We start from the raw sequence: 18,839 nt of genomic DNA on the forward strand, positions 1-18,839 counted from the left end.
TTGCAGTAAAATGAAAATGCAGGGCTAAAGGCTTAAACAATGAAAAGGGGTACAAGAATGAAAAACAAAATGACAACAATGATTATTTTTGCAATATTTTTTTCAGCATTAGTGGCCCCAACCACAACAAAAGCTGCTACTGATGCAACTTCTTATTCAATACCAGGGAAAAAAGGGAAAATAACTTCTAATGTTTGGCGCAGTAATTATCCAAGCACTTCAGGTAACACTGGAAAATATAGTTATCAAGTTTCTGCTGTTTATAGTGGTTCGAAAAAGGTGACTGAAATTAAAACGACTTTTAGGACGGGAGCCTCACTTCGGAAAAGTGCAAGTTTGAATATTGGTACTTCCTCTGGAGGAGCCAGTGCTGGAGCTAGTAGTAGCTGGCAAACTGTTTCAAAAACAGCGTACTGGATAAATACAAATGGTGCTAAAACATCTAGCTGGAGATCTAATGCTACTTTCGCACCGTATCGAGACTATAGAAATAATACTGTTTTTGTGATGAATACGGCTCGTGTCAGATTGTCTGGTGATAAAAAGCCGTATGAAATAACTGCTTCTATTTAAATGAATTAGCCCTACAAAAAATAACAACATTGGAGCAAAAAATGAAAAAGAAAATAAGCTTTTTAATATCGCTACTTATAGTACTAATAATGTCTGGATGTTCTGAAAACTTAGACGATAAGAAAAATAATAGTACTGCAGGGGATGAAAATGTCACGCTTGTGTACGACGGAGCCAAGCTAATTAAATTTGATAGGAGCAAAAAATTAGCTTTAGAACCTTGGGATACACGCGATAATCAGTTTCAATATATGTTTTTTAAAACTGCCAAGTACATTACTTCAGGAAATTCGATATCAAATAAATTTGAAATATTAAAGAAAACAGGCGATTCTTACAGTAATGTATATCGTTTAAATGATGATAAGGAAGCTATTTTTCCTTTAGCAAACATTTTTGATGAGTACTTGTTTATGATTGTTAGTTATTCTGGTAATACAAATGAACTCGTAGATGTAGTAGAAATTAATAGCTCTGGGAAAATAAAAAAATTGAATTTAGCACTGAGTGATAAGGCTAAAAAAGTTTTTTCGGGAATATCAACGAACCAAGGAGATATCTATACGTTACTACATGAAAATGATGTGGCGAATCTTTATAAAACGAATAAATCGTTATCTAAATTTGACTTAATTGCTTCTGATGTAAATGAAAGTGCGCTCAGTACTAATAAAGAAGAAGTTGTTTATAGCAAACAAAATTATTTATATAGTGGTATAAGGCAAATAAAAAAATTAAATAAAGAGACGGTACTAGCGAAGGTTATTTCGGATAAATATATCTTGCAAGTAATGATAGATGGAAAATTCATTGTGGAAGACATGTCTACAAATACGATTCTGTTGGGGCATAGCGATTATTTAGGTTATCAAGAAGAAAATAATAAAGTAAGTTTTTTTACAGTAGATAATGTCTATGAATTAGGTGGGAGATAAACAAATGATAAAATTTGAGAATGTCAAAAAAAATTTTCGATCTTCTGGTTTAGAGAATGTGTCATTTGAGTTGCCTAATCATGGTCTATTTATTTTATATGGCAAAAGTGGTAGTGGTAAAACAACCATTTTGAACTTGTTAGCATCGTTAGAAAAACCTGATTCGGGTAATGTGACAATAAGTAATCACACAGTCACATACATGATGCAAACAGACATGCTTTTCTATAATCTGTCTGTGGAAGAAAATCTAATTATTAAGCTCCAGGCGACAACTATAGATAAGAAAAATTATGAGCATGAACTATTGGGCTTGTGTAAACTTTTAGGTATTGAAGAATTATTGAAAGAACAAGTCTCGATTCTCTCAGGAGGAGAAAAACAGAGAGTTGCTTTTGTTCGTGCGATGCTAGGGGAGGCGAATTTACTACTTTTAGATGAACCAACGTCTGAGCTCGATGCGCATAACAAGAGGGTAATTATGAAATATCTTAAACATTTATCTCAAAAGAAATTAGTTATTATTGCGAGTCATGATAATGAAATTAAAAACTTCGCAGATAAAGTAATCATCATGAAGGACGGTCATGTGAATGAATAGAAAACTAGTCGCGCGTTTATTTAGAAAAAAAACCTACCAATCATTAAAATTATCACAAATTATATTTATTTTCTCTCTCTTGATTGTAAGTTGCATATTACTATACTTAGCCAATCAATATTTTCAAATTAATCAAGATTATTTAAAAAATAACAATGTCAAAGTTATTGAAATCTTGAGTAAAACTCAAAAAAATGTCACTGAAGAGATTGTAAGAGAAGATGTGGAGATAATAAATGAACATTTTAAAGAGAAGAGAATAAATAAAAAAGGGATTGCATATCCGGTATACGGTTTGAAAATAGGAATGGAGTTATCTGGCGATGAACGACCTGTTTTTATAACAGGTATAGATAAAGAACTAGATTTTTTAATCGGGGACAAAATAGATTTAAAAAATGGAACTATGGCTGTTTTGAAATCAAGAAATTCATCTCTTGAGCTCCAAGTTCCAATTATTGAAGAAAAGAATGGTGGTATAAGTTCTAATGATTATGAAGTGCTTAAATATGCAGCCATTCAAGGAGCTAAATCCGACAATCCTTTATTCATTAATTCTACTCCCTTTCATCGTGCCTATGTTAACTTAGATGAATTTGATCAGATATTAAAAGTGATTTATGCTAAAAGTGAGAATGATTTAGCATATAATAAAGAGCAAAATTTGGAAAAAATTATCGTCTATGTGAGTAACACAACGGATGTAGACCAAATGGGGCTAGCTTTGAAAAATTTAGGTTATGATACAAGCTATACGTTTAGTAATTTTTCTAACTTTACAGCTAATCTAAGGATGGGGGAATTGCTATTATTTATTATAGGATCTATCATTTTGCTAGCTTCGATAACGAGTATAGCTTTCCTAACTTTTAATTTTTTGAATGCAAACAAAAAAGAAATCGCTATTTTGAAACTACTGGGTTATCAAAATAACGATATTTCGCATATCTATTTAAACATTATTAGTCGGAATTATGGAATTGGTGTAGCTATAAGTTCAGTGATTTTTATGCTAATATCCTTGTTACCATTTTTTGAAGTGCCGATTTATATTGCGATGAGTATAATAATAATGGATGTGTTTATTTATGGAGTAATTATTCTCATTATTTATTTAGGTAAGATTAATCGGTTAGCTAATACGGACTTCTTAGATTTGCTGAAACAAGGTAGAGAATTTGATTAGAACCGCCTTGCCAAAAGTGTGAAAATCGGCTACAATAAAGCTAACTTCAAAATGAGATGCGATAAAAGGAGTAGTAGTCCGATTTTCTTTTGCTTAGAGAGTCAGCGGTTGGTGCGAGCTGAACAAAGGGACGGGTGAACTTGCCTTTACAAAAATTCGCACGTTATCCGCGTTAAGGATGATAAAAGTTGAGTGAATGTCACTAATTTGGGTGGTACCGCGGAAGAAACAGTCTTTCGTCCCATAGCAATTATGCTATTGGGGCGGAGGACTTTTTATTTTGTGCATCTCAAAAAATAGGTAGAGAGAGGGAGTAAAAATGAGTTTTAATCATAAAGTAGTTGAACCAAAATGGCAAAAATATTGGGATGAGAAGAAAACATTCCGCACGACGAGTGATGCTGATAAGGAAAATTTTTATGCGCTAGATATGTTTCCATACCCGTCTGGTGCTGGGCTACATGTTGGGCATCCAGAAGGTTACACGGCAACAGATATTTTGTCGCGTATGAAACGTGCACAAGGGTATAATGTGCTTCATCCGATGGGCTGGGATGCATTTGGTTTGCCAGCTGAACAGTATGCGATTGATACAGGGAACGATCCAGCTGAATTTACGGCTCACAATATTGAAAACTTTACACGTCAAATTAAATCGCTTGGATTCTCCTATGACTGGGAGCGCGAAATTAATACGACAGATCCAGGTTATTATAAATGGACACAATGGATTTTTGAAAAATTGTATGAAAAAGGATTGGCCTATGAAGCAGAAGTCGCAGTGAATTGGTGTCCAGCGCTTGGAACGGTGCTTGCTAATGAGGAAGTTATTGACGGGAAAAGTGAACGCGGTGGGCATCCTGTTTTTCGGAAACCAATGCGCCAGTGGATGCTTAAAATTACGGCGTATGCGGATCGTTTGCTAGATGATTTGGAGCTTGTCGATTGGCCTGAAAATATTAAGGATATGCAGCGCAATTGGATTGGTAAATCAACTGGGGCAGAAGTCAATTTTGCAATTGATGGCGCGAATCAATCGTTTGCTGTTTTCACGACACGTCCAGACACACTTTTTGGTTCAACGTATGCTGTATTGGCACCAGAGCATGACTTGGTGGATGTTATTACGACACCAGAACAAAAAGAGGCCGTCATTTCGTATCGCAAAAAAGTGGAACTAAAAAGCGAACTAGAACGTACTGATTTAGCCAAAGAAAAAACAGGTGTCTTTACGGGAGCCTATGCGATAAACCCAGTTAATGGCTCTAAAATGCCGATTTGGGTTGCTGATTATGTACTCATTCAATACGGTACAGGCGCTGTGATGGCAGTTCCAGGGCACGATGAACGGGACCACGAATTTGCGCAACAATTTAATCTTGAAATTGTGGAAGTTGTGAAGGGTGGAGATGTTTCTAAAGCAGCTTATAGTGGCGACGGAGAACATGTAAATTCTGACTTCTTGAACGGTTTGAACCAAGCAGATGCTATTCAAAAAGTTTGTGATTGGCTAGAAGCGAATGGCTCGGGTACACGAAAAACAACATACCGTTTGCGTGATTGGCTTTTTAGTCGCCAACGTTACTGGGGCGAACCAATTCCCGTTATCCACTGGGAGGACGGGGAAACAACACTCGTTCCTGAAAATGAGTTGCCACTTCTTTTGCCTAAAGCAACGGAAATTAAGCCATCTGGTACAGGCGAATCACCACTTGCGAATTTGACCGATTGGGTAAATGTGGTGGATGAAAATGGTCGAAAAGGTCGTCGCGAAACGAATACGATGCCACAATGGGCTGGTTCTAGCTGGTATTTCTTGCGCTACATCGACCCGAAAAATGCGGATAAAATTGCAGATCCAGAAAAATTGAAAGCTTGGCTACCTGTTGATGTGTATATTGGCGGAGCGGAGCATGCAGTTCTTCACTTGCTATACGCACGTTTCTGGCACAAATTCCTATATGATATTGGGGTTGTTCCTACAAAAGAACCATTCCAAAAACTTTTTAACCAAGGAATGATTTTGGGAGAAAATAACGAGAAAATGTCTAAATCTCGCGGTAATGTTGTCAACCCAGATGAAGTCGTTGAAAAATACGGAGCGGACACGCTACGCTTGTATGAAATGTTCATGGGACCACTTGAAGCTTCTATCGCTTGGAGTGAAAACGGGCTTGAAGGTGCGCGTAAGTTCCTTGACCGGGTGTACCGCCTTTTTGTTTCTGACGCAGGCAATTTGCAAGCGAAAGTGACGAAAGAAAACGATGGCAAACTTGAACGTGCGTACCATCAAATGGTGAAAAGTGTGACGAATGATTACGAAAATCTGCGTTTTAACACTGGGATTTCAGCGCTAATGATTTTTGTGAATGAAGCGTATAAAGCAGACACTATTCCAACAGCATATGCAGAAGGCTTCGTAAAATTGCTTGCTCCAATTGCGCCGCATGTAGGAGAAGAAATTTGGTCCATTTTCGGATATCAAGAATCTATTGCATACGAAGCATGGCCGACGTTTGATGAGTCAAAACTAATTGAAGATGAAGTAGAAATTGTGCTTCAAGTGAACGGCAAAGTGAAAGCGAAAGCAATTGTTGCAAAAGCAATGCCAAAAGAAGAACTAGAAGCATTCGCTAAGCAAAATGAGCGCATCCAAGCAGAACTAGAAGGTAAGACAATTCGCAAAGTAATTGCCGTACCAGGAAAACTTGTCAATATTGTCGCAAATTAAAAAGAGGGGGAGACCCCTCTTTTTTAGGAAATGAGACGATTACAAGAGGATTTGGAACTGTTTGTAAGGGAGATAAAACGTTTAGGAGGAAAAAACATGGAACAGTTAAAAAACATCATTCCAGAGCCATTTATCCAAGATTTTTTAAAAAATGAAAAAAAAGCTATTCAATTATCGTTTGTAGATGAAGGACTATTAGATTTAAAAACAAGCAAAGCAGGAGGAAGAGGATATTTGCCTAAATCAGTGAATTATCCAGTAAATAAGAAAGGGATGCCGCTATCACTTCTTGCACAAATTAACTTTGAAGAGATGCCCTTTTTAGAAAACTTTCCTCAACAAGGCTTGCTCGCTTTTTATGTGGATATGTATGATGATTTAATCGGGCTTGATTTTAAAAATCAAAAAAATACGGATGGTTTTCGAGTTCTTTATTTTGCGGAATTAAATGAAATAAGTTATACGCGAGAGGAACAAGATGCCCTTTTCACTGTATTTGAAAAGGAAGAGTTATACAAAATTGTATCGGATGAATTTAAAATGACAGGTCAAATAGAATCGCGAGTCATTATTTCTAATAGTTATGATTTTTTTAAAGCTTATGGGAAAAACGCCTATGAATTTTATGAAGATGCTTTTTTAGAAAAAGCGGATGATATTATGGACGCTATTTATGAACACATTCCAGTTGCAGGCAGCCTTATTGGCGGCTATCCTTTTTTCACACAAGAAGACCCAAGACAATATGAAAAACATGTTACAGAAACCGAATTGCTTTTTCAATTAGATACTGAAAAAATTGGCGATGGTGAAATCATGTGGGGAGATTCTGGAATTGGGAACTTTTTCATTTCAAAAGAAGATTTAAAGAAGAAAGATTTTAGTCGTGTCTTATATAATTGGGATTGTTACTAAGCAAGCACTAGATGTATAGTTTTACCAAAGGAAATGAGCGGAATTTTATTTTTGTGAAAAATTTTAAAAAACATACTGAATAGGAGATTTAACATCCGTGATAATCTTGACGAATCCTCTTGTTTTATGTTATATTAGTAGACGGTGTTAAATCACACACGCATTGTGACAAATGAGAGGGTGCTTGACTTTTCAAGTCTTTTGTTTGGATGAACGATTGCGGAGGGCGACTTGTCGCAAAAATAAAACCATAGGAGGGAATAACATGCCTGTTATTTCAATGAAACAATTATTAGAAGCTGGTGTTCACTTTGGACATCAAACACGCCGTTGGAACCCAAAAATGAAGAAATATATCTTCACGGAACGTAACGGAATTTACATCATCGATTTACAAAAAACGGTTAAAAAAGTAGACGAAGCTTTCAACTTCATGCGTGAAGTTGCTGCTGACGGCGGGACTATCCTTTTTGTTGGTACTAAAAAACAAGCGCAAGATTCTGTTAAAGAAGAAGCGGAACGTTCTGGTCAATACTTTGTAAACCATCGTTGGTTAGGTGGAACGCTTACAAACTTTGAAACAATTCAAAAGCGTATTAAACACCTTAAAAAAATCGAAAAAATGGAAGAAGACGGTACTTTCGAAGTTTTACCTAAGAAAGAAGTTGTTCTTCTGAAAAAAGAAAAAGAAAAATTAGAGCGCTTCTTGGGCGGTATTAAAGATATGAAAGGTCTTCCTGATGCAATGTTCATCGTTGACCCTCGTAAAGAGCGTATCGCAGTAGCAGAAGCTCGTAAATTAAATATTCCTATCATCGGTATTGTAGATACTAACTGTGATCCTGATGAAATTGATTATGTAATCCCTGCAAACGATGACGCGATTCGTGCGGTTAAACTATTAACTGCTAAAATGGCTGATGCAATCATCGAAGTCAACCAAGGCGAAGAAAACGTTGAAGCTCCTGTAGAAGAAGTTCAATCTACTGAAGAAGTGAAGGCGGAAGAGTCTACTGAAGCTTAATTTTTGATGAAACATTCTGAGGTGATAAGAGATTTAACTTATCACCTTTTTTAAAAGTTAACTATTGGAGGGAAAATAAAATGGCAAACATTACTGCTCAAATGGTAAAAGAATTACGTGAAAAAACTGGCGCAGGTATGATGGATTGTAAAAAAGCGTTAGTAGAAACTGATGGAGATATGGATAAAGCAATCGACTATCTTCGTGAAAAAGGAATTGCGAAAGCAGCTAAAAAAGGTGACCGTATTGCTTCTGAAGGTATGACTCACGTTGTAAGTAACTCGAAACATGCTGTTGTTTTAGAAGTCAATGCTGAAACTGACTTTGTTGCTAAAAACGATAACTTCATTGCCTTAGTAGATAAATTAGCGAATCATTTGTTAGCTGTTAAACCAGATAACTTAGACGACGCTTTAAAAACTGAAATTGAAAGTGGCGTAACTGTTCAAGATTACATCACTGAACAAATTACAAAAATCGGTGAAAAAATTTCACTTCGTCGTTTTGAAATCAAAGAAAAAGCTGACAACCATGCGTTCGGCGAATACATTCACATGGGTGGACGTATCGGCGTTTTAACACTTCTTGAAGGTACTGATAAGGAATCAGTAGCAAAAGATGTTGCGATGCACATCGCTGCTATTAATCCAAAATACATTTCTCGTGACGATGTAGATGCTGCTGAAATCGCACACGAAAAAGAAATTTTAACGCAACAAGCTCTAAACGAAGGCAAACCTGAAAAAATCGTTGAGAAAATGGTGGAAGGTCGCTTAACTAAATGGTTGAGTGAAATCTCCCTTTTAGACCAACCTTTCGTTAAAAATCCTGACATTACTGTTGGCGAATACGTGAAACAAAACGGTGCAACGGTTGCATCATTCGTTCGCTTTGAAGTCGGCGAAGGCTTAGAGAAAAAAGAAGATAACTTTGTAGAAGAAGTTATGAATCAAGTGAAAAAAGATTAATTATAGTTGATTTAAAACCCGTTATTTGTTAAGAATAGCGGGTTTTTGTTTTAATAAAGGCTGAATTATTTGGTGATTTTTATGAGAGCCTAAAAAATCCTCGAATTGCGTTTTGATTGAATTAAAGAGAAAATAAACTTAGTGAGTTGACTAATGGGTTATGGGGAGTTTGTTTGCATAAAAAGAATTATACATCATGCTTTTATCTTCATTTTATGATAGCATTAAGAAAATAGAAATCAAGGGAGATTGCTATGGAAAAAATGCAGAAATTTATCAACATCTTGTTTCTAAGCTGTTTATTGATGCCAGTAACACTTTTCATTTTTCCACCTACATTTGCTATTATAGACGGTGCTAAAGGTGCTAGCTATTTATATGAATTTGGAGGGCTCGTAGACTGGCTAACAGTGAGTAGCGATGTCGGGAATAAAAGTGGTTTTATTGAAGTTTTCTTTCATGGAAATACAGGTGTTACCATTCACTGGTTCTCCGTACTCTACAATTTCTTTATGATTTTTGTATTAGTGTACATGATTGTTTTTATTCTGTCACTGTGCTTAAATCGTACTAGAAATTATAATAAGTAATCTTTTTTGTCAACAAATAAAAGTGAATAGAAATTGAAATATTTGAGTATGAATATCATGGAGTCGTTTTAGTATAATTTAGTTTTAGATGAATATATAATCCATAATACTTTTTTGTTATTTAATTATACTGAATATTAAAATTATTTAAATTTTTTATTCTGAAAAATGTTCAATTTTCCTGGAAATTATGCTTACATAGGTTATTTAGGACTAAAACCGAACACTTCAGGGAGTTTTTCGTTTTTAGAATTTTATTTGTGATAAAATTAACTTGTATCACAAATAAAAAGGAGGAGATAAATAATGCGTAACAAAATGATTGGCCTTTTTTTCGGGACTATCCTCGTGTTGATTTTATCGCTATATATAGCATATGTGTATTTAAATCAACAATTTATATGGGTTGCAGGAATATTATTTGTAGGTGGTACAATATTTAATTGGTTTTTATATCGTAGATGTTTGACAACAAAGAAATAGGAGACGTTTTAACATGAAAAAATATATTAGCTTTTTGATAATTACAACACTTGTATTTTTGACAGTAACACCGTTTTCCGCTAAAGCAGAGGAAGATGAAATCTATGATGGAGAAAGTTTGAAATTAATTCAAAGGGATAATAGAATTACATTGGAAGACAAAAGTACTGGAGAGATTGTTACTTTAGAAATGGATGATGAGTCGAATGGTTCACTTACATTAGAGAATGGGGAAATTGAAGATATACATATAGATAATGAGGGGAATGTGTACGCTGATGGGGAATTGGAAATAGAGGCAGATGTTGAGCAGAATGATAATGCCACACCTACATTGCTCCGTGCTAGTAAATGGATATATGTTCAAACCTATAAATATAACACTACAACTCAAGGGAACCTTAGAAGTATTGCTTTAGGCATCTGTTCATTTATGCCAATTGTAGGGCCTATTTACGGCATTGTAGGCATAATTGATGCTGCTAGATCAATGGGGGCAAAAACACTTTATGTGAGAGTTAAGCAATATAGAACTAGTGGATATCAGTTTTATAAATATGATTCTTACTACTATACAGATTCTAAACTAACTAAGCTTGTCAAGAAGACTTCAAAAACTAAGCAGATGTGGTAGTTTAATATATATTAAATAAATTATTTCAAACTTCATCCCCTTATCTTTATAAATAAGAGGATGTTTTTTTACACTATCACACTTTCTCTTATCCTCGTAATTCGCACATGTAAATCGATAAATTTAGAAATAGAATGAAATAAAATGTAATTCTAAAAAAGCAAAAATCCAGTGATATCATTTAAAAAATGAATTTGACTAGATTTTTGCTTATTTTAATTTAATGTTATCCTATTTGATTAGGAATTTTTAATAAAACAAATCGGCTTTTTTGAAAATATTTACCTCGGTAATGTCTCTTTCTGATAATTAAGCTGCCAGTGCACACCGTACTTGTCCGTTAGATTCGCATAAATAGCGCCCCAAAATGTTTCTTGGAGTTCCATATGCACGTCCTTCGCTTCACTTTTCAATTTGTCGTATGATCTTTTTAAAGAATCTTCGTCTTGGAACATAAATGCAATTGTGACTGTGTCGCCTTCTGCTGTAATCATGCCTTCAGGAGCATCAGAAAAGAGTAGGAAATCAACTCCATCTTTTGCAAGCCAACCATGAATTAGGCGTTTTGCCGCTAAATCATTTCCAGAAAAATCTTCCATGTCACCATAACGCTGAACGCCGCTGTTATCCGCTTCAAATACATCTTTATAGTATTCTAAGACGTCATTTGCCGTGCCATCAAAAATTAAATAGGGTACAGTCCAAACCATTATCATTCCTCCTTTTGTTTGTTAACAGTATACCACGTTTTTTGAAAATTAGAAAAATAAAAATGCTCCAAATTACACAAAAAAGCAAAGCCTAAATATTTTTTCTATTTTTATATAAAAAAGCTTTTGTAATGTTGGTTTTTCTAGTAGAATAGATAATGGTGGATAAAGAAATAACTTATCTCGAAAAAGAATGAATAGTGGAGGTTTTTATGGATACCCCAGAATATAAACGCGTAGTACTCAAATTAAGTGGTGAAGCATTAGCAGGTACGGAGGGTTTTGGTATTAAACCTAATGTAGTGAATGCGATTTCTAAACAAGTAAAAGAAGTAGTCGAGTTAGGTGTTGAAGTGGCAATCGTTGTTGGCGGCGGAAACATTTGGCGCGGGAAACTTGGAAGCGAGATGGGCATGGACCGTGCGGCAGCTGATTATATGGGCATGCTTGCGACAGTCATGAACTCTCTTTCCTTGCAAGATTCTTTAGAAAATGTGGGTGTGGCAACGCGCGTGCAAACTTCAATTGACATGCGTCAAATTGCTGAACCGTATATTCGTCGTAAAGCGATTCGCCATCTTGAAAAAGGACGTGTTGTCATTTTTGCTGGCGGAACTGGAAATCCGTATTTTTCGACAGATACAACTGCAGCGCTTCGTGCGGCTGAAATTGAAGCAGATGTCATTTTAATGGCTAAAAACAATGTGGACGGCGTATATAGCGCGGATCCAAAAGTGGATGAAACAGCGAAAAAATATGATGAGCTATCTTACTTAGATGTTATCAAAGAAGGACTCCAAGTGATGGACTCAACAGCTTCATCGCTAAGTATGGACAATGATATTCCGCTAATCGTGTTCTCGTTTGCGGAAGATGAAAACAATATTAAACGAGTTATTCTCGGTGAAAAAATCGGGACAACTGTTAGGGGGAAGAACTAAATGAGTAAAGAAATCTTACAAAGCTCAAAAGAAAAAATGGAAAAAGCCGAACAAGCTTTAGTTCGTACACTTGGACAAATCCGCGCTGGTCGCGCGAATGCTTCAATTTTAGATCGCGTTCAAGTCGAATATTACGGGGCGCCAACGCCACTTAACCAAATGGCAAGTATCTCCATTCCAGAAGCGCGCATGCTTTTGATTACACCTTTTGATAAAAATATCATTGGTGACATCGAAAAAGCACTTTTAAAATCCGACTTAGGTTTAACGCCAAACAATGACGGTTCCGTTTTACGTTTAACGATTCCACAATTGACGGAAGAACGCCGCCTGGAACTAGCAAAAGAAGTGAAAAAAGAAGCAGAAGAAGCAAAAGTAGCTGTAAGAAATGTTCGCCGCGATGCAAATGATGAACTTAAAAAGATTGAAAAAGCGGGCGATATTACAGAAGATGATTTGCGTGGATACACAGACGATGTACAAAAACTAACAGATGCAAGCATCAAAAATATCGACGAAATTGCTAAAAACAAAGAAGCTGAAATCTTAGAAGTGTAATGTTGAGAGTGGAAAGCGTTCCTTTTCTTCTAACTTGAGAAGGGGAGGAATGCTTTTTCTTATTATTTATTCTCATGAAAATCTCATCTTCCACATGAAAATTTTAGTACATAAATGGCGGGATTTTTGATATTATAAGTATAGATGTGCGCATAAAAATGGCATCTCTATTGGAGGATATAAAATGTTTAAGAAGCTATTTGGACAAAACGAAAATTTTATAGATAGCGAGCTTTCAACAGAAATTCCTCTTCCAAAGCATGTCGCAATTATTATGGATGGCAATGGAAGATGGGCAAAGAGACGTTTTTTACCACGCATAGCTGGTCATAAAGAAGGTATGAATGTCGTTAAAAAAATCACGAAATATGCTAGCAGTCTGGGCATTGATGTGTTGACATTGTATGCTTTTTCAACAGAAAATTGGAAAAGGCCAACTGATGAAGTGGATTTCTTAATGAAGTTACCAGTGGAGTTCTTTGATACATTTGTACCTGAACTGGTAGAAGAAAATGTTCGCGTAAATATTATGGGATACCGTGAAAATTTGCCAGCTCATACGCTTAAATCAGTTGAAGGAGCTATCGAGGCGACGAAAGACTGCACGGGGCTTGTGCTTAATTTTGCGCTCAATTACGGAGGACGAGCAGAAATTGTATCAGCGACAAAAGCGGCCATTCGGGAGCTAATTGCTGCTGGTAAGAATCCGGCTGAGATTACAGAGGCAGATATTGATAACCATTTAATGAGCCGTGGATTAGGTGATCCAGATTTATTGATACGGACAAGTGGCGAACTACGACTAAGTAATTTTATGCTTTGGCAGCTTGCGTATAGTGAATTTTATTTTACCGAGGTTCATTGGCCTGATTTTAAAGAAGAAGATTTCCTACAAGCGATGATTGATTATCAAAATCGATCACGGAGGTACGGTGGTCTATAGGGAGGACAAAATACGTGAAGACAAGAATAATTACAGCAATTGTTGCACTCATAGTTTTTATTCCTTTTGTAATTATCGGGGGAATTCCTTTTGAACTAATGAGTTTGTTATTAGCAACAATTGCTGTATATGAAATTTTAATGATGGTGAAACAACCTGTTTTTTCTGTGAACGGGATCATAACGATTTTACTAACATGGGTTGTGACCGTTCCAGACCGCTATTTAACTTTTTTTACAGAAATAGGCCTTTCGAAAATGGAACTTCTTTTTATTGGAATTGCAATTTTATTAGCTTATACGGTTTTTTCGCGTAATAAGTTCCATTTTGATCAAGCAGGTGTGGCACTACTTTCAGCTATTTATGTGGGATTTGGTTTCCACTATTTATCTTTAACGCGTGATGCAGGTTTATATTATGTGATTTTTGCATTACTTATTGTCTGGTCAACCGATACAGGTGCCTATTTTATCGGGCGTCAATTTGGGAAGCATAAACTAGCGCCACACGTTAGCCCGAATAAAACGGTTGAAGGATTTATTGGTGGTATTATTTGCGCATTAGTTATTGCAGGTGGCTTTTACTACTTCGCAGATTTACCGCTATCCATCACTGTTATTTTATTAGGTCTTGTTGTCTTATCAATTTTTGGACAGCTAGGTGATCTTGTTGAATCTGCATTGAAACGCTATTACGGCGTGAAGGATTCTGGCAAAATTTTACCAGGTCACGGCGGGATTTTAGACCGTTTTGATAGCCTGCTCTTTGTATTGCCACTTCTACATATACTTCAAATTATTTAAATGGAGATGTGACTATGAAAAAAATTATTTTACTAGGTGCGACGGGATCAATTGGAACACAAACACTTGAAATTATTCGCGAGCACCCCGAAAAATTTGAAATTGTTTCACTTTCATTTGGAAGGAATGTGGAACTCGGGCGAAAAATTATGACAGAATTTCAGCCTAAAAAAGTATCAGTGCAAAATAAACGTGATGTTGAAACGTTGCGGGCAGAATTTCCAAGCATTCAGTTCTCTTACGGCATCGCTGGTTTAAGAGAGATTGCCACTTTTCCAGAAGGTGATGTTGTCGTGAATGCCGTGATTGGTAGCGTCGGTCTCCTTCCTACCTTAGATGCGATTGAGGCGGGGAAAGAAATTGCGATTGCAAATAAAGAAACACTTGTCACAGCAGGACACCTTGTTATGGCGGCAGCAGCGAAACATAATGTAAAACTATTACCCGTAGATAGCGAACATTCAGCTATTTTTCAGGCATTAAATGGCGAAAACCAGAAATCTGTTGCTAAAATTGTGTTAACAGCTAGCGGCGGTAGTTTTCGTGATAAGACACGTGAAGAGTTAAAAGATGTGACCGTGAAAGAAGCGCTTAATCATCCAAACTGGAACATGGGAAATAAACTCACAATTGATTCGGCGACGATGTTTAATAAGGGACTTGAAGTCATTGAAGCGCACTGGTTATACGATATGGACTACGATGACATTGAAGTTGTTATTCATCGTGAAAGTGTGGTGCATTCAATGGTCGAATTTGTTGATGGCAGTTTGATTGCCCAGCTAGGAACACCAGATATGCGCATTCCAATTCAATATGCCTTAACCTATCCAGAGCGCGATTCTATTTCGTTTGGTGAACCGTTTGATATTACTAAATACGGGGCACTCCATTTTGAAAAAGTTGATTTTGACCGCTTCATGGCATTGAAATTAGCATTTCAAGCTGGTAAAATGGGTGGAACAATGCCGACGGTTTTAAATGCTGCAAACGAAATTGCTGTTGCAGGCTTTTTAAACGGGCAAGTTGCCTTCCAAGGTATTGAGGCTGTTGTTGAGAATGCGATGCATAATCATAATGTTATTCAAAATCCGTCGCTTGACACGATACTTCAAGTAGATCAGGAAACACGTGCATACGTGAAAACACTTTTATAGGATAGAGGTGAAACGAGTTTGACAACCATCATTGCATTTATATTTGTTTTTGGGTTAATTGTCTTTTTTCACGAATTAGGGCACTTTTTACTAGCCAAACGTTCAGGCATCATGGTAAAAGATTTTTCAATCGGCTTTGGTCCCAAAATATTTGCTTATAAAAAGAAAGAAACACAATACACGATTCGTTTACTTCCCATTGGCGGTTACGTACGCATGGCCGGGGAGGACGGCGAAGAAATTTCGCTCAAACCAGGCTTTCGCATTGGCTTGGAGCTTTCTGAGGATGAAAAGGTCGAAAAAATTATCGTAAATGGGAAAGACCAGCACGTTAACGCCCAACCGCTTGAAGTCTCAAATGCAGATCTTGAAAAAGATTTATTCATCGAAGGCTTTGAAGATTTTGATGAAACAAAAAAAGTCCGTTATGAAGTCGCAAGAGATGCGGTCATTATTGACGGGAAAATTGAAACGCAAATTGTGCCATATGATCGCTCCTTCGGCTCGAAGTCGCTCGGGAAGCGCGCTGCGACAATTTTTGCGGGCCCATTATTTAACTTCATTTTAGCCATTCTTATTTTTACGGCGCTTGCTTTTGTTCAAGGTGGTGTTGTGACAAATGACAGCGAACTTGGAAAGGTCATGCCGGATAGTCCCGCTCAAACTGCTGGCTTAAAACAAGGCGATGAAGTCGAATCAATTAATGGTAAAAAAACGGATTCCTGGTCGGATATTGTGACCATCGTGTCGGAAAACCCAGGCAAGGATTTAGACTTTAAAATAAACCGCGACGGAAAAACAGAAGATATTCATGTGACGCCTGATTCGGTGAAAGAACAAGGCAAGGAAGTTGGGAAAATTGGCGTTGGGTCTCCAACTGACGATTCATTTGGCGCTAAAATCAGTTATGGGTTTACGCAAACATGGTACTGGATTTCGCAAATTTTTGCGGTTCTCGGTAACATGATTACAGGCGGTTTCTCACTCGATATGTTGAATGGACCTGTTGGGATTTATACGAGCACGGAACAAGTTGTTAGTTATGGTTTCTTAACGCTACTAAACTGGACGGCAGTTCTTAGTATTAATTTGGGGATTGTTAATTTACTGCCACTTCCAGCTTTAGACGGTGGAAGGCTCTTATTCTTTGCTTATGAGCTAATTAGAAGAAAACCAGTTGATCCGAAAAAAGAAGGAATGATTCACTTTATCGGATTTGCACTACTTATGGTTCTAATGATTCTTGTCACTTGGAACGACATCCAACGTGCCTTTTTCTAGAACCAATAGTGCAAGGGGAATGATTTTAAAAATTAGGGAGTGTTTTTCATGCGTCAGACAATGACATTTATTCCAACCTTAAAGGAAACACCTGCTGATGCAGAAGTAATGAGCCATAAGCTATTACTCCGCGCAGGTTTTATTCGTCAAGTTGCAAGTGGGATTTATAGCTATTTGCCACTTGCACACTTAACGCTTAAAAAAATCGAACAAATTATTCGTGAAGAATTAAATCGTGCGGGGGCATCCGAACTTTTGATGCCAGCTTTACAACCTGCTGAACTTTGGAAAGAATCGGGGCGCTATAGCGATTATGGACCTGAATTAATGCGCCTTCAAGACCGCAATGCGCGTGATTTTGCGCTTGGACCAACTCATGAGGAAGTCATTACATCACTCGTTCGTGATGAACTTAATTCATATAAGCGTTTACCAATCACACTTTACCAAATTCAAACAAAATTTAGGGATGAAAAACGTCCTCGTTTTGGTTTGCTACGTGGTCGAGAATTTATTATGAAAGATGCCTATTCGTTCCACGCCACACAGGAAAGTTTAGATGAAACATACGAAAAAATGTATGAAGCTTACAGCAACATCTTTACGCGCTGTGGATTAGATTTCCGTGCGGTGATTGCGGATTCTGGCTCGATTGGTGGGAAAGACACAAAAGAATTTATGGTGCTCTCAGAAATTGGTGAGGACACAATTGCGTATAGTGATGCTTCGGATTATGCGGCGAACATTGAAATGGCGCCTGTTTTACACATGGAGAAAAAGTCACATGAAAAAGAAGCTGAACTTGAAAAAGTGGCAACGCCTTTAAAACGGACAATTGAAGATATTGTTTCGTTTTTAGAAATTCCAATTGAAAAAACATTGAAATCGATGTTGTTTGATGTAGATGGCGAAATCATTATGGTGCTCGTCAGGGGTGACCATGAGGTAAATGACATTAAAATTAAAAATGCGCTTGATGCTAAAAGTGTAGAACTGGCAGATCCTGCTGTTGCGACTAAACTTCTTGGCGCAGATTTTGGTTCGCTTGGACCTGTTGGTGTACCAGATTCGATTCGCATTTATGCGGATAATGCAGTCGCAGATGTTGTGAATGTTGCAACAGGTGCAAACCTAAATGACTATCATTATATCAATGTGAATCCAGAACGTGATTTTACGGTCAGTAGCTACTTTGATCTTCGGATGATTCAAGCTGGAGATTTATCGCCTGACGGACAAGGTATTATTAAATTCGCTGAAGGTATTGAAGTGGGACACATTTTCAAACTAGGAACAAAATATAGTGAAGCGATGAATGCCACTTTTCTTGATGAAAATGGTCGTGCCAACCCACTAATTATGGGCTGCTACGGAATTGGCGTATCGCGACTTTTATCTGCGATAGCAGAACAGCATCATGATGATAACGGTTTAGTCCTAGAAAAAGGAATTGCGCCGTTTGATATTCATTTGATTCCTGTAAATATGAAGAGTGATGAGCAGCGCGAATTTGCGGAAGAGCTTTATACGAAACTTCAAGAAGCGGGTTACAGTGTGTTGCTTGATGATCGAAGTGAGCGCGCTGGTGTGAAATTTGCGGATGCAGATTTGATTGGCTTACCAATTCGTGTAACGGTCGGGAAGAAAGCTGCGGAAGAAATTGTGGAAGTGAAAATTCGGAAGACGGGCGAAATGATTGAAGTGCGCCAGGATGAACTTTTAAATACGCTACCAATTCTTTTTGGCGAAAACTGATTTTTTTAGTACAATAGAGATGACGGAAAAGTACCTTGGCTTTTGTAAGGT

At 37.0% G+C, this 18,839-nt stretch carries 18 protein-coding genes and 1 other annotated feature; of the genes, 17 read left to right on the forward strand and 1 reads right to left on the reverse strand.

Annotation, left to right across the window (positions count from 1 at the left end):
- Positions 1–57 precede the first annotated feature (57 nt).
- The 10 genes from R8923_RS00280 (at position 58) to R8923_RS00325 (ending at position 10,640) form a co-directional block, all read left to right on the forward strand.
- The gene (locus tag R8923_RS00280) at positions 58–573 is read left to right on the forward strand and encodes a hypothetical protein (protein ID WP_485870759.1); all 516 of its coding nucleotides are present in this window, start codon (positions 58–60) and stop codon (positions 571–573) included.
- A 41-nt stretch (positions 574–614) separates the two neighbouring features.
- A complete protein-coding gene (locus R8923_RS00285; RefSeq protein ID WP_485870760.1) occupies positions 615–1,508 on the forward strand; it encodes a hypothetical protein in 894 nt (297 codons plus the stop codon).
- A gap of 4 nt (positions 1,509–1,512) precedes the next feature.
- Positions 1,513–2,109, forward strand: coding sequence for an ATP-binding cassette domain-containing protein (locus R8923_RS00290; RefSeq protein WP_485870761.1), 597 nt, complete (start codon positions 1,513–1,515; stop codon positions 2,107–2,109).
- Complete coding sequence (locus R8923_RS00295; protein ID WP_485870762.1) at positions 2,102–3,295, forward strand: FtsX-like permease family protein; 1,194 nt, start codon at positions 2,102–2,104, stop codon at positions 3,293–3,295. The genes R8923_RS00290 and R8923_RS00295 overlap by 8 nt, the downstream gene beginning before the upstream one ends.
- Positions 3,296–3,346: 51 nt before the next feature.
- Positions 3,347–3,542, forward strand: a binding site (T-box leader).
- A gap of 72 nt (positions 3,543–3,614) precedes the next feature.
- Positions 3,615–6,026 carry a leucine--tRNA ligase gene (gene leuS, locus R8923_RS00300; RefSeq protein ID WP_485870763.1) on the forward strand — a complete coding sequence of 804 codons (2,412 nt, stop codon included), beginning with the start codon at positions 3,615–3,617 and terminating at the stop codon, positions 6,024–6,026.
- 96 nt (positions 6,027–6,122) lie between these two features.
- Positions 6,123–6,941, forward strand: a complete 819-nt coding sequence (locus R8923_RS00305) for a YwqG family protein (RefSeq protein ID WP_485870764.1) — start codon at positions 6,123–6,125, stop codon at positions 6,939–6,941.
- A 265-nt stretch (positions 6,942–7,206) separates the two neighbouring features.
- Entirely contained in the window at positions 7,207–7,965 is a 759-nt protein-coding gene (rpsB, locus tag R8923_RS00310; RefSeq protein ID WP_088809888.1) for a 30S ribosomal protein S2, read from the forward strand.
- 80 nt (positions 7,966–8,045) lie between these two features.
- Positions 8,046–8,933 (forward strand): translation elongation factor Ts, encoded by an 888-nt coding sequence (tsf, locus tag R8923_RS00315; protein ID WP_485870765.1) that lies wholly within the window; start codon positions 8,046–8,048, stop codon positions 8,931–8,933.
- A 254-nt stretch (positions 8,934–9,187) separates the two neighbouring features.
- Positions 9,188–9,523 (forward strand): hypothetical protein, encoded by a 336-nt coding sequence (locus tag R8923_RS00320; RefSeq protein WP_485870766.1) that lies wholly within the window; start codon positions 9,188–9,190, stop codon positions 9,521–9,523.
- Between the two features lie 496 nt (positions 9,524–10,019).
- Positions 10,020–10,640, forward strand: coding sequence for a hypothetical protein (locus R8923_RS00325; RefSeq protein ID WP_485870767.1), 621 nt, complete (start codon positions 10,020–10,022; stop codon positions 10,638–10,640).
- A gap of 281 nt (positions 10,641–10,921) precedes the next feature.
- Here R8923_RS00325 and R8923_RS00330 read toward each other — a convergent pair whose 3' ends face one another.
- Positions 10,922–11,350, reverse strand: coding sequence for a VOC family protein (locus tag R8923_RS00330; RefSeq protein WP_485870768.1), 429 nt, complete (start codon positions 11,348–11,350; stop codon positions 10,922–10,924).
- Positions 11,351–11,562: 212 nt separating this feature from the next.
- On the opposite strand from R8923_RS00330, the gene pyrH reads away from it, so the two are divergent.
- The 7 genes from pyrH to R8923_RS00365 all read left to right on the forward strand — a co-directional run bounded on the left by pyrH (position 11,563) and on the right by R8923_RS00365 (position 18,788).
- Positions 11,563–12,291: a UMP kinase gene (pyrH, locus tag R8923_RS00335; RefSeq protein ID WP_485870769.1), complete on the forward strand. Its 729-nt coding sequence runs from the start codon at positions 11,563–11,565 to the stop codon at positions 12,289–12,291.
- Positions 12,292–12,849 (forward strand): ribosome recycling factor, encoded by a 558-nt coding sequence (frr, locus tag R8923_RS00340; RefSeq protein ID WP_485870770.1) that lies wholly within the window; start codon positions 12,292–12,294, stop codon positions 12,847–12,849.
- Between the two features lie 184 nt (positions 12,850–13,033).
- Entirely contained in the window at positions 13,034–13,792 is a 759-nt protein-coding gene (gene uppS / locus R8923_RS00345) for an undecaprenyl pyrophosphate synthase (RefSeq protein WP_485870771.1), read from the forward strand.
- Between the two features lie 14 nt (positions 13,793–13,806).
- Positions 13,807–14,595 carry a phosphatidate cytidylyltransferase gene (locus R8923_RS00350; protein WP_485870772.1) on the forward strand — a complete coding sequence of 263 codons (789 nt, stop codon included), beginning with the start codon at positions 13,807–13,809 and terminating at the stop codon, positions 14,593–14,595.
- 14 nt (positions 14,596–14,609) lie between these two features.
- Positions 14,610–15,752, forward strand: a complete 1,143-nt coding sequence (gene dxr / locus R8923_RS00355; protein WP_485870773.1) for a 1-deoxy-D-xylulose-5-phosphate reductoisomerase — start codon at positions 14,610–14,612, stop codon at positions 15,750–15,752.
- Positions 15,753–15,770: 18 nt separating this feature from the next.
- Positions 15,771–17,033, forward strand: a complete 1,263-nt coding sequence (gene rseP, locus R8923_RS00360) for an RIP metalloprotease RseP (RefSeq protein ID WP_485870774.1) — start codon at positions 15,771–15,773, stop codon at positions 17,031–17,033.
- Between the two features lie 48 nt (positions 17,034–17,081).
- A complete protein-coding gene (locus tag R8923_RS00365; RefSeq protein ID WP_485870775.1) occupies positions 17,082–18,788 on the forward strand; it encodes a proline--tRNA ligase in 1,707 nt (568 codons plus the stop codon).
- The last annotated feature ends 51 nt before the right edge of the window (positions 18,789–18,839 follow it).

The sequence above is a fragment of the Listeria tempestatis genome, from assembly GCF_963575625.1.
Classification (GTDB): Bacteria; Bacillota; Bacilli; order Lactobacillales; family Listeriaceae; genus Listeria; species Listeria tempestatis.